A 12265-nucleotide genomic window follows, 5' to 3' on the forward strand; every position below is an offset into this window, starting at 1 on the left:
AAAAGGAGTTAATCATGGTGAGTTTAGAGAAGAACGATCGTGTAATGTTGGCGCGCCAGCTGCCACTGAAATCTGTTGCCCTAATCCTGGCCGGCGGCCGCGGCACGCGTCTAAAAGATTTAACGAACAAACGCGCCAAGCCTGCCGTCCACTTTGGCGGGAAGTTCCGCATCATCGATTTTGCCTTATCGAATTGTCTGAACTCCGGGATTCGCCGTATCGGCGTGATCACTCAGTATCAGTCCCACACGCTGGTACAGCATATTCAACGCGGCTGGTCGCTGTTTAGCGAAGAGATGAACGAATTTGTTGACCTGCTGCCAGCCCAACAGCGAATGCAGGGCGAAAACTGGTATCGCGGTACGGCGGATGCTGTGACCCAGAACCTGGACATTATTCGTCGCTATAAAGCGGAATATGTCGTCATCCTGGCAGGCGATCATATCTACAAGCAGGACTACTCGCGTATGTTGATCGATCACGTTGAAAAGGGCGCGCGTTGCACGGTGGCCTGTATGCCGGTGCCGATCAACGAAGCGACGGCGTTCGGCGTGATGGCGGTAGATGAAAGCGACAAGATTATTGATTTTGTCGAAAAACCGGCGAATCCTCCCGCGATGCCTGGTGACGATAGCAAAGCGTTGGCCAGTATGGGGATTTACGTTTTTGACGCCGATTATCTGTATGAATTGCTGGCAGCGGACGATAAAGATGACGCCTCCAGCCATGATTTCGGTAAAGACATTATCCCGAAAATCACCCGCGAAGGCATGGCTTACGCGCATCCTTTCCCGCTTTCCTGCGTGCAGTCCGATCCGGAAGCTGAACCGTACTGGCGCGATGTAGGTACGCTGGAAGCTTACTGGAAAGCAAATCTGGATTTAGCCTCAGTGACGCCGGAGCTGGATATGTATGACCAGAACTGGCCTATCCGTACGCATATGGAATCGCTACCGCCTGCGAAATTCGTGCAGGACCGCTCCGGTAGCCATGGTATGACGCTGAACTCGCTGGTCTCCGGCGGCTGCATTATCTCCGGTTCGGTGGTGGTGCAATCTGTGCTCTTCCCACGGGTGAGAATAAATTCTTTTTGTAATATTGACTCGGCAGTGTTGTTACCTGAGGTTTGGGTAGGACGCTCCTGCCGTTTACGTCGTTGTATTATTGACCGTGCCTGCATTATCCCGGAAGGCATGGTGATTGGTGAAAATGCGGAAGAGGACGCTCGTCGTTTCTACCGTTCAGAAGAAGGTATTGTACTGGTCACGCGTGAAATGCTGCGCAAACTGCAGGTCAAACAGGAGCGATAATGCAGGTTTTACATGTATGTTCAGAGATGTTCCCCCTGCTAAAGACTGGGGGCCTGGCGGATGTGATAGGCGCGTTGCCTGCGGCACAAATTGCGGATGGTGTTGATGTTCGCGTTCTGCTTCCAGGGTTTCCCGATATCCGTCGGGGGATACCCGACGCGCATGTGGTAAGCCGTCGCGATACTTTCGCAGGTAAAATATCGCTGCTGTTCGGGCATTATAACGGCGTAGGCATTTATTTAATCGACGCGCCGCATCTGTATGAGCGTCCGGGCAGCCCCTATCACGATACGAATTTATATGCCTATACCGACAACGTGCTGCGTTTTGCCCTGTTAGGGTGGGTCGGCTGCGAAATGGCCTGCGGACTTGATCCATTCTGGCGCCCTGACGTGGTGCATGCCCATGACTGGCACGCCGGGCTGGCGCCCGCCTATCTGGCGGCGCGCGGACGTCCGGCGAAATCGGTCTTTACCGTACACAACCTCGCCTATCAAGGCATGTTTTATGCAAAGCATATGGATGACATCGAACTGCCGTGGTCATTTTTTAATATGCATGGGCTGGAGTTCAACGGACAAATCTCCTTTTTGAAGGCCGGCTTGTACTATGCCGACCATATTACGGCAGTTAGCCCGACCTATGCGCGTGAAATTACCGAGCCGCAATTTGCTTATGGTATGGAAGGCCTGCTGCGCCAGCGTCACCTGGAAGGGCGTCTGTCCGGCGTACTGAATGGCGTGGATGAGAAGATCTGGAGCCCGGAATCCGATCTGCTGCTGGCGTCGCGCTACACGCGCGATACCCTGGAAGAGAAGGCGGAAAACAAACGTCAGCTACAAATTGCGATGGGGTTGAAGGTTAACGACAAAGTGCCGCTGTTTGCCGTGGTAAGCCGTCTGACCAGCCAGAAAGGACTGGATCTGGTACTGGAGGCATTACCGGGGCTGCTGGAGCAGGGGGGGCAGTTGGCGCTACTCGGCGCGGGCGATCCGGTGCTTCAGGAGGGTTTCCTCGCGGCGGCGGCGGAACACCCAGGTCAGGTTGGTGTACAGATCGGCTATCACGAAGCTTTCTCGCATCGCATTATGGGCGGCGCGGACGTAATTCTGGTGCCAAGTCGTTTCGAACCGTGCGGCTTAACGCAGTTATATGGCTTAAAGTATGGCACGCTGCCTCTGGTGCGGCGTACCGGGGGGTTGGCCGATACGGTCTCCGACAGTTCGCTGGAAAATCTGGCGGACGGTATCGCCAGCGGTTTTGTCTTTGAAGATAGTAACGCCTGGTCGTTGCTACGCGCGATTCGGCGTGCTTTTGTGTTGTGGTCACGGCCTTCGCTTTGGCGGTTTGTACAACGGCAGGCGATGGCGATGGATTTTAGCTGGCAAGTTGCCGCGAAATCATACCGCGAGCTGTACTATCGCTTGAAATAGTCATCCAGGAATCATTTATATGAATGCTCCGTTTACTTATGCATCGCCCACACTCAGCGTTGAGGCGCTTAAGCATTCTATTGCCTATAAGCTGATGTTTACGATTGGTAAAGACCCGGTCATTGCCAATAAACACGAATGGCTGAACGCCACGTTGTTCGCAGTGCGCGATCGTCTGGTGGAGCGCTGGCTGCGTTCTAATCGAGCCCAATTATCGCAGGAAACCCGGCAGGTTTATTACCTGTCGATGGAGTTTTTGATTGGCCGTACCCTCTCTAACGCGCTGCTCTCGCTGGGCATTTATGACGACGTTAAAGGCGCGCTCGAGGCCATGGGGTTAGATCTCGAAGAGCTGATCGACGAAGAGAATGACCCGGGGCTGGGCAATGGCGGCTTAGGACGGCTGGCAGCTTGCTTCCTGGACTCGCTGGCGACGTTAGGATTGCCGGGGCGCGGGTACGGCATTCGCTACGACTACGGCATGTTTAAGCAGAATATTGTCGACGGGCGGCAAAAAGAGTCTCCGGATTACTGGCTGGAATATGGCAACCCGTGGGAGTTCAAGCGGCACAATACGCGCTATAAGGTGCGTTTTGGCGGGCGAATTCAGCAGGAAGGCAAAAAAGCGCGCTGGATTGAGACGGAAGAGATCCTGGCCGTCGCGTATGATCAGATCATTCCCGGTTACGACACCGACGCCACTAACACACTACGGCTGTGGAATGCGCAGGCCAGTAGTGAAATCAACCTCGGTAAATTCAACCAGGGCGACTACTTTGCGGCGGTGGAAGATAAAAACCACTCTGAGAACGTATCACGGGTGCTCTACCCGGACGACTCCACCTATTCCGGACGAGAGCTACGCCTGCGCCAGGAGTATTTTCTGGTCTCGGCGACGGTGCAGGATATCCTGAGTCGTCATTATCAACTGCATAAAACCTATGCGAATCTGGCAGATAAAATCGCCATTCACCTTAATGATACGCATCCGGTGCTGTCAATTCCGGAGCTGATGCGCTTGCTGATTGATGAACATAAATTTAGCTGGGACGACGCGTTTGAGGTGTGCTGTCAGGTCTTCTCTTATACCAACCATACGCTGATGAGCGAGGCGCTGGAAACCTGGCCGGTCGATATGCTGGGGAAAATTCTGCCCCGTCACCTGCAGATTATCTTCGAGATTAACGACTATTTCCTGAAAACGTTGCAGGAGCAATATCCCAACGATACCAGTCTGCTTGGACGCGCGTCGATTATTGATGAGTCGAACGGACGCCGGGTACGGATGGCCTGGCTGGCGGTGGTGGTTAGCCATAAAGTCAACGGCGTTTCTGAACTGCATTCCAACCTGATGGTGCAGTCGCTGTTCGCGGATTTTGCGAAGATTTTCCCGACTCGTTTTTGTAACGTCACTAACGGCGTTACGCCGCGCCGCTGGCTGGCGCTGGCAAACCCGCCGCTTTCTGAAGTGCTGGATGAGAATATTGGTCGTACCTGGCGTACCGATCTTAGTCAGCTCAGCGAGCTGGAGCAGCATTGTGATTATCCGCTGGTCAATCATGCGGTGCGTCAGGCGAAGCTGGAAAATAAAAAACGGCTGGCGGTGGTGATTGCGCAACAATTGAACGTGGTGGTGAACCCTAAAGCGTTATTTGACGTGCAGATTAAGCGTATTCACGAATACAAGCGGCAGTTGATGAACGTACTGCATGTCATTACCCGCTATAATCGCATTAAAGAAAATCCGGAGGCCGACTGGGTGCCGAGAGTGAATATTTTTGCCGGTAAGGCGGCTTCCGCCTATTACATGGCAAAACATATCATTCATCTGATCAACGACGTGGCGAAAGTGATTAACAACGATCCGCAGATTGGCGACAAGTTGAAAGTAGTGTTTATCCCGAACTACAGCGTCAGTCTGGCACAGGTGATTATTCCCGCTGCCGACCTGTCTGAGCAGATTTCGCTGGCAGGGACAGAAGCTTCCGGCACCAGTAATATGAAATTTGCCCTGAACGGCGCGCTCACCATTGGTACGCTGGATGGCGCGAACGTAGAGATGCAGGAGCATGTCGGCGAGGAGAATATCTTTATCTTCGGTAATACTGCAGAAGAGGTGGAAGCGTTGCGCAGGCAGGGGTATAAACCTCGCGACTATTATGAAAAAGATGAAGAGCTACATCAGGTACTGACGCAGATTGGTAGCGGCGTCTTTAATCCGGAAGAGCCAGGCCGTTACCGCGATCTGGTAGATTCGCTGATTAACTTTGGCGATCACTACCAGGTGCTGGCGGACTACCGCAGCTATGTGGACTGCCAGGATAAGGTGGATGAGTTGTATCGTCGCCCGGAAGAGTGGACGACGAAAACGATGCTCAACATTGCCAATATGGGCTACTTCTCATCGGACAGAACCATCAAGGAGTATGCCGAAAATATCTGGCATATTGATCCGGTGCGGTTGTAAAACCCGATGCCGGCGGCGTTTTGCTTGCCCGGCCTACGTTTATGTATTCTTGTAGGCCGGATCAGGCGTTCACCGCCAGCCGGCATTTTTCTCAGGACGCCAGTGACAGTTGGCGTTTGCCAATATACTCCGCCAGCCATTGGGTGATGCGCGACTGCTGCTCGGCGGTCAGCCACATGCCTTCTTTGGTACGACGCCAGATAGCGTCTTCAGTACGGCGCACCCATTCGTGATCCACCAGATACTTGAGTTCCGCTTCGTAAAACTCATGGCCGAAATCTTCGCCTAAATCAAGCAGTGACGTGGCTTCGCCGAGAATCCACTCCGTATTGCTGCCGTAAGTGCGCGAATAGTGGCGAGCCAGCGATTCCGTCAGGAACGGATAACGACGACGCAGCTTCGCCGCGTAATCTTCGCGGCTGCCGTCGATGTCGCCGCCGGGCAGTACGCACGTTTTGGTCCATGCCGGCCCGATGCCTGGATAATAAGACGCCAGTTTTTCCATCGCGTGTTCGGCCAGCTTACGGTAGGTCGTGAGCTTACCGCCAAACACGGAAAGCAGCGGCGCTTTGCCATTTTCATCGTGGATATCCAGGGTGTAATCGCGAGTGATAGCCTGCGGCGAGTCGGACTCATCATCGCACAGCGGACGGACGCCGGAGTATGTCCAGACGATGTCATCGCGTCCCAGTTGTTTTTGGAAGTGCGCGTTATAGACCTTCAACAGGTAATTAATTTCGCTCTCTTCAATTTTTACCGCTTTCGGATCGCCTTTATATTCGACATCGGTTGTGCCAATGATCGAAAACTCCTCCATCCACGGGATGACAAAGACGATACGTTTATCTTCGTTTTGCAGAATATACGCCTGCTTCTGATTATGGATGCGCGGCACAACGATATGGCTGCCTTTGATCAGGCGGATGCCATACGGAGACGGTAGGTGCATCCCTTCGTCGAAGAACTGTTTGACCCACGGACCGGTGGCGTTAACCAGTCCGCGCGCCTGCCAGACATATTTTTTACCGGTGTCGATATCTTCCGCTTCGACAATCCACAGGCCATTTTCCCGGCGAGCGGCGGTTGCGCGAGTACGGGTAAGGACTTCGCCGCCTTTACGCACCACCATCTGTGCGTTGGCCAGCACCAGACGCGCATCGTCTACCCAGCAGTCGGAATATTCGAATCCGCGCACGATTTCAGGTTTGAGTACCGAATCTGCGCCAAACCGCACACCGGTGGAACCGGGTAAACTGGTACGTTTGCCGAGGTGATCGTACATAAACAGACCGATACGGATCATCCATGCCGGACGTAAATGCGGGCGGTGCGGCAGACGAAAACGCATCGGGAAGGCGATATGCGGCGCCATTTTCAACAGCACCTCACGTTCTGCCAGCGCTTCACTGACCAGACGGAATTCGTAGTGCTCCAGGTAGCGTAAGCCGCCGTGGATAAGTTTAGAACTGGCGGAAGAGGTCGCGCAGGCTAAATCTTGCGCTTCCAGCATGAGTACGGACAAACCGCGTCCGGCGGCATCAGCCGCGATGCCTGCACCGTTAATGCCCCCGCCTATCACGATCAGATCTATGGTTTCCATGCTGTCCTCTTGCACTTTCGTTAAAGTTCAAAAATGTTCGTTATCGAACATAATAGCAAAGAAACGCGCTATTGGTAACATCGAAAAAACATTTTAGAGTGATATGTATAACATTATGGCGTTAAGCTACTCCGTCAACGTACACTGGGCGATAAAATGCCTTAATTGGCTTCACCGGCAATATGAAAGAGCGATTCATGGAACAATTTGAATGTATCACTGTAGAAGAGGCGTATCAGAAACTGCATCAGGGCGCGGCGGTGCTGGTCGATATTCGCGATCCGCAAAGTTATGTCATGGGTCATGCGCCGCAGGCGTTTCACTTGACCAACGATACGCTGGGCGCGTTTATGCGTGAGCATGATTTCGATACCGCCGTGATGGTGATGTGCTATCACGGCAACAGCAGTAAAGGCGCCGCGCAGTATCTGCTCCAGCAAGGCTATGATGCGGTTTACAGCATTGACGGCGGGTTTGAGGCCTGGCATCGCCATTTCCCTGCCGACATCGCAAATGGCGCTTAATCCCACAAAGATGCAGCCTCCGACGAGAAGGGTATATATACTGTCTTCTTTTGTATGGACTAAGCGACAGCAACAATGTTGATGATTACTTCCTTTGCGAATCCCCGCGTGGCGCAGGCATTTGTTGATTACATGGCCACCCAGGGCGTCATTCTTACTATTCAGCAACATAATCAAAGCGATATCTGGCTGGCGGATGAATCGCAGGCCGAACGCGTGCGGGCCGAGCTGGCGCGGTTTATAGAAAATCCCGGCGATCCGCGTTATCTGGCGGCTAGCTGGCAGTCCGGGCAGACTAACAGCGGGCTGCACTACCGCCGTTTTCCCTTTCTCACCACGTTGCGTGAACGAGCCGGCCCCGTCACCTGGATCGTGATGGTCGCCTGCGTGCTGGTCTATATCGCGATGAATATCGTCGGCGATCAGACGGTGATGGTGTGGCTGGCATGGCCGTTCGATCCGGCCTTAAAATTTGAATTCTGGCGCTACTTCACCCATATCTTTATGCACTTCTCACTGATGCATATTCTTTTTAACCTGCTGTGGTGGTGGTATCTCGGCGGGGCGGTAGAGAAGCGCCTGGGCAGCGGTAAATTAATCGTCATTACGGTGATAAGCGCGCTGCTAAGCGGCTATGTACAGCAGAAATTTAGCGGTCCGTGGTTTGGCGGGCTGTCCGGCGTCGTCTATGCGTTGATGGGGTACGTGTGGCTGCGCGGAGAGCGCGATCCGCAAAGCGGAATTTACCTCCAGCGCGGCTTAATTATTTTTGCATTATTGTGGATAGTCGCTGGCTGGCTTGACTGGTTTGGCATGTCTATGGCGAACGGCGCGCACATCGCCGGGCTTATCGTCGGTTTAGCGATGGCCCTTGTTGATACGTTGAATGCGCGAAAACGAACGTGAGGCGTATCCGGCCTGTGGTCGAGATATTTTTCCAGGCCGGGTAGGGCGAATGCCGCTATCCGGCATAAGGTTGGTTACTTTCAGAGATTATTCATGAAACAAACACAACGGCATGACGCGATCATTGAACTGGTAAAAAAACAGGGGTACGTCAGTACGGAAGAGCTGGTGGAGCATTTTTCTGTCAGCCCGCAAACCATCCGTCGGGATCTTAACGATCTGGCGGAACAGAATATGATTTTGCGCCACCACGGCGGCGCGGCGCTGCCCTCCAGCTCGGTGAACACGCCGTGGCACGATCGTAAAGCGACGCAAACGGAAGAAAAAGAGCGTATCGCTCGTAAAGTCGCGACCCAGATCCCCAATGGTTCGACGCTGTTTATTGATATCGGCACGACGCCGGAGGCCGTAGCGCACGCCCTGTTAGGGCACAGTAATTTGCGGATCGTGACCAACAATTTGAACGTAGCGAACACGCTAATGGCGAAAGAGGATTTTCGTATTATCCTGGCCGGCGGCGAACTCCGCAGCCGCGACGGCGGTATTATTGGCGAAGCGACGCAGGACTTTATCGCCCAGTTCCGTCTGGATTTCGGCATTCTCGGTATTAGCGGTATTGATAGCGACGGCTCGTTGTTGGAATTTGACTACCATGAGGTGCGCACCAAGCGCGCGATTATCGAAAATTCGCGCCACGTGATGCTGGTGGTGGATCACTCTAAATTTGGTCGTAATGCGATGGTAAACATGGGCAGCATTAGTATGGTCGATGCGGTCTACACCGATATCCTACCACCGGCGGGCGTGATGCAGGTCATCGCCGACCACCATATTCAATTAGAGCTGTGCTAAAGAGACAGCCTTATCCGGCCTACACTCTGCGCGCGATCGTAGGCCTGATAAGCCCATCAGGCATTAATTTACACCCCGTACCCCATCATCTTCAGTAACTGCTGCGCGTGCTGCACCGCGTCCTGACGGTGCGCGACGCCGAGTTTCTGGTAGAGGTTGCGGATATGCGTCTTAATGGTGGTCGCGGCCACCGCCAGTTCGCCGGCAATCTGTTCGTTGCTGTAACCGGAATAGATAAGCCCTAACACCTGCCATTCACGCTGGGTGAGCGGGCTGGTGCGAATAAGCTCCGGGACATCCGGATGGTTAAGCAGGCGCTCGACGAAGCCCTCGTCAAAATGGGCGAATTTATGCCGGTGATGTTGGTTAATCTCTCGCAGGATGCGCTGCGCGCGATGCTGCTCCATCTCTGGCAGCGTATTGAGCTGGATAAGCTGACGCAATTGTTGCGCCATGGCTTCGCCTTCAATCACAAAATGGCTGATAAATCCGGTGCGGTTGGCGAGCTGTAAGGCATCAAGCAATACGCGCTGGGCATCGTTTTTCCGCCCGGATTGCCAGTAAAGCTGATTGAGTAACAGCAGATTGCGGTTTAAATCGCTCATTAAGCGCAGGCTACGGGCGTTCTCATTTAATTCTTCCAGCACGATTTCCGCAGGCTCGAATTCGCCCAGCAGGATCTGCGCGCGGGCGATATTGCGCCACTGGCCTTGCAGAAAATGGTTATTGGCAAACGCCGGTTTTGGCGTATGGCGTAACCAGTTGGCGGCGGATTTCTTGTCGCCGGTTAACTGCCAGTAAATGACACGCACTTTATCGGCGTTAGAGATCCAGTCGCAGTGATAACGGCCATTGCCTAATAAGTTTTCCAGTCGGTTAAGCTGACTGCGGGCATTATCCAGATCGCCGCGCGCCAGCGAGCACTGCACCAGTAGCGTCAAACACTGCAACTGTTGTTGCGGCTGGAAGGTGGACAGCACAGCGATACCGCTGCGCGCCGAGGCTTCCGCTTCGTCAAGGCGCGCCCACGCCCACAGCAATTGCGCGCGGATACGTACCAGAAACTCATGCATCGGCAGTTGTTCCAGATGTTGCTCTTTGATCAACTGGAAGGCTCTCTCCTGCGTTTCCCATGCGGCCTGCAGGAATCCCTGGGCGAACTGAATTTCGCTTTGTTGAATTAAGCTCCACAGCGCGTAATGCCAGACGTCATGATGGCGCGCCATTTGTTCGGTTTGCTGCATCAGCGATAAAGACTGGCTGAGATCGCCTTTACAGTGCAGCACTTCGCCGTGAACGGAGGTCGCGACAATGCGGCTATAAAACCAGGCGAGAGGAAGCTCATCCAGCGCCAGTTTCGCCAGCCGCTCTGCCTCTTCCGGATTGCCATCGTTGATGGCGACCTGAGCGCGCAGCGCGTTAAATTCAGCATGCAGCGTGCCGTCCATGACCCCTTTGATCTCTTGCTCGGCACGCGCCAGTAATGTATTCACTTCGCTGTAGCGGTGCTGGCTTTGCATCAGCCAGGCCTGCAACAATACCAGCCGCGGATTTTCCAGCAGGCTTTCCCACGGCAACGCTTTTAATGACTCCTCCAGCAGCGCCAGTTCGCTATGATTAAACAGCCCCCACGCATGATTAAGCAGAATATCGCGCAGCATTTGCGCATCGCCCGCCGCCAGCGCATGATGAATGGCTTCGCTGGGAAAGCCTTGTTCCATCCAGCTTTCCGCGGCTGCGCGGTGGATCTCCGGCAGTTCCGCCGCCAGTTCCCACTGGCAACGCTGGCGCAGAAAGCTACCAAACAACGGGTGATAGCTGAACCATTCCCCCGTGTCGTCCATGCGTTGCAGGAATAGCCCCTGACGCTCAATCTCCTCCAGCCGCATCTGGCCGTTTTCTTCGCCGGTCACGCGTACGATCAGCGCATCATTCATTGAGCGTAAGATAGCGCTCTTAAGTAAAAAATGTCGGGTGCTGACATCCACGTTATCCAGTACTTCGTCTACCAGATAATCGGACAGATGGCTGGCATTAATACCAGCAAGTCGCCGGGCGGACTGGTGCGCCGAGTGATTATTTTGGCGGGCGGAAAGGGCGATCAACTGTAGCGCAGTGGCCCAACCGGCAACATCGTCGCACATTCGGCTGCTCTCAGCGGCTTCAATCGGCGATGAAAGACGACGGTCAAAAAATTGCTTTGCTTCCTGATGGTTAAAAGCCAACTGCTGGCTACCGATTTCCAGCAACTGATCGCGCACGCGCAGGTTAGCGATGCCCAGTTGCGGCAAATTACGCGATAGCACCACCAGAGTGAAATTTTCCGGCTGATGACGTAAGAAAAAGCGCATCGCATCGTGAATCACCGGATTGGTAATCAAATGGTAGTCGTCAATCACCAGATAAAGCGGGCGATGCCACTGCGCCAGTTCAATAAAGAGCTGCGCGAAGAGGGAAGTCAGACTGGCGTACTGACGTTTTTGCGCCATCGCTTCGCTGGTAGTGCAGTGTCCGCCGGTGGCCTGCTGGATAGCGGCGATTAAGTAACTGGCGAATCGCTCTTGCTGGTTATCGCCTTCGTCGAGAGAGTACCAGCCTAATTCATTTTTGCCCGCCGCCCACTGTGAGACAAGCGTGGTTTTCCCATAGCCAGCAGGACTGGTTACCAGGGCGAGCCTGAAATTGTTCGCGCCGGAAAGTTTAGCCAACAGCCGCTCACGAACCACGGTATGGTCGAGACGAACCGGACGACTTAATTTAGACGGAATCAACATAGCAATCACTTCACTGTGAGGAATGGGGGAACTGCGATTTTTTTTGCGCTTCGTAATTAATAAATACAAGGTCGACCAGAAAGCATTTTAATGCAAGCTAAGCAGACTTTTTATGTGTCTGAATTTGCACTCTGTCACAATTCTAAATAACGGTATTAAAAAAGTATTTGGTGCAGTTGAAACGGGCGTCAGAACTGGGCTGAGGTCATATTGCTGCTGTTGTAAATAATGTCCTGGTCATGATCCGGATTTAACACAATGGCAATACCAGGCATTTAATTAATTATGTTAAGTCGGTGAATCTCCCGCCGCTGAATATTTCAAGTAAGAAACTATTTCGGCGTTCATATAATCTTTCGAAAATACCCCTCCGTGATTTATTGTTATTTCTGTTTATTC

General features: G+C 53.3%; 8 protein-coding genes. 6 read left to right on the top strand and 2 right to left on the bottom strand.

The genetic code is table 11. The features are described 5' to 3' along the window. Positions 1 to 14 precede the first annotated feature (14 nt). Genes glgC through glgP form a run of 3 tightly spaced genes read left to right on the top strand, consistent with a single transcriptional unit; the run spans position 15 to position 5210 of the window. Entirely contained in the window at positions 15 to 1310 is a 1296-nt protein-coding gene (glgC, locus tag AC3G3F_RS10660) for a glucose-1-phosphate adenylyltransferase (protein WP_023247851.1), read from the top strand. Next, positions 1310 to 2743, top strand: coding sequence for a glycogen synthase GlgA (gene glgA / locus AC3G3F_RS10665; protein WP_001197663.1), 1434 nt, complete (start codon positions 1310 to 1312; stop codon positions 2741 to 2743). The genes glgC and glgA overlap by 1 nt, the downstream gene beginning before the upstream one ends. 19 nt (positions 2744 to 2762) lie before the next feature. After that, positions 2763 to 5210 (top strand): glycogen phosphorylase, encoded by a 2448-nt coding sequence (gene glgP / locus AC3G3F_RS10670; protein ID WP_023176230.1) that lies wholly within the window; start codon positions 2763 to 2765, stop codon positions 5208 to 5210. Positions 5211 to 5301: 91 nt separating this feature from the next. On the opposite strand, the gene glpD is transcribed toward glgP, so the two are convergent. Next, entirely contained in the window at positions 5302 to 6810 is a 1509-nt protein-coding gene (glpD, locus tag AC3G3F_RS10675) for a glycerol-3-phosphate dehydrogenase (protein WP_488394957.1), read from the bottom strand. A gap of 197 nt (positions 6811 to 7007) precedes the next feature. Between glpD and glpE the strand changes: the two genes are divergently transcribed. The 3 genes from glpE to AC3G3F_RS10690 all read left to right on the top strand — a co-directional run bounded on the left by glpE (position 7008) and on the right by AC3G3F_RS10690 (position 9092). Beyond that, positions 7008 to 7334 (top strand): thiosulfate sulfurtransferase GlpE, encoded by a 327-nt coding sequence (gene glpE, locus AC3G3F_RS10680; protein WP_023247853.1) that lies wholly within the window; start codon positions 7008 to 7010, stop codon positions 7332 to 7334. A 75-nt stretch (positions 7335 to 7409) separates the two neighbouring features. Next, on the top strand, positions 7410 to 8240 hold the full coding sequence (gene glpG / locus AC3G3F_RS10685; RefSeq protein ID WP_023247854.1) for a rhomboid family intramembrane serine protease GlpG: 831 nt from the start codon (positions 7410 to 7412) through the stop codon (positions 8238 to 8240). Between the two features lie 93 nt (positions 8241 to 8333). Further along, on the top strand, positions 8334 to 9092 hold the full coding sequence (locus tag AC3G3F_RS10690; RefSeq protein WP_023247855.1) for a DeoR/GlpR family transcriptional regulator: 759 nt from the start codon (positions 8334 to 8336) through the stop codon (positions 9090 to 9092). A gap of 68 nt (positions 9093 to 9160) precedes the next feature. On the opposite strand, the gene malT is transcribed toward AC3G3F_RS10690, so the two are convergent. Then, positions 9161 to 11866, bottom strand: a complete 2706-nt coding sequence (malT, locus tag AC3G3F_RS10695) for an HTH-type transcriptional regulator MalT (RefSeq protein WP_218506074.1) — start codon at positions 11864 to 11866, stop codon at positions 9161 to 9163. Between the last annotated feature and the right edge of the window lie 399 nt (positions 11867 to 12265).

It is taken from the genome of Salmonella sp. FC25216, from assembly GCF_057751355.1.

Excerpts from the sequence above, each read along its gene's own strand:
- glgC (WP_023247851.1), top strand. The coding sequence starts at position 15 with ATGGTGAGTTTAGAGAAGAACGATCGTGTAATGTTGGCGCGCCAGCTG.
- glgA (WP_001197663.1), top strand. The coding sequence starts at position 1,310 with ATGCAGGTTTTACATGTATGTTCAGAGATGTTCCCCCTGCTAAAGACT.
- glgP (WP_023176230.1), top strand. The coding sequence starts at position 2,763 with ATGAATGCTCCGTTTACTTATGCATCGCCCACACTCAGCGTTGAGGCG.
- glpD (WP_488394957.1), bottom strand. The coding sequence starts at position 6,810 with ATGGAAACCATAGATCTGATCGTGATAGGCGGGGGCATTAACGGTGCA.
- glpE (WP_023247853.1), top strand. The coding sequence starts at position 7,008 with ATGGAACAATTTGAATGTATCACTGTAGAAGAGGCGTATCAGAAACTG.
- glpG (WP_023247854.1), top strand. The coding sequence starts at position 7,410 with ATGTTGATGATTACTTCCTTTGCGAATCCCCGCGTGGCGCAGGCATTT.
- AC3G3F_RS10690 (WP_023247855.1), top strand. The coding sequence starts at position 8,334 with ATGAAACAAACACAACGGCATGACGCGATCATTGAACTGGTAAAAAAA.
- malT (WP_218506074.1), bottom strand. The coding sequence starts at position 11,866 with ATGTTGATTCCGTCTAAATTAAGTCGTCCGGTTCGTCTCGACCATACC.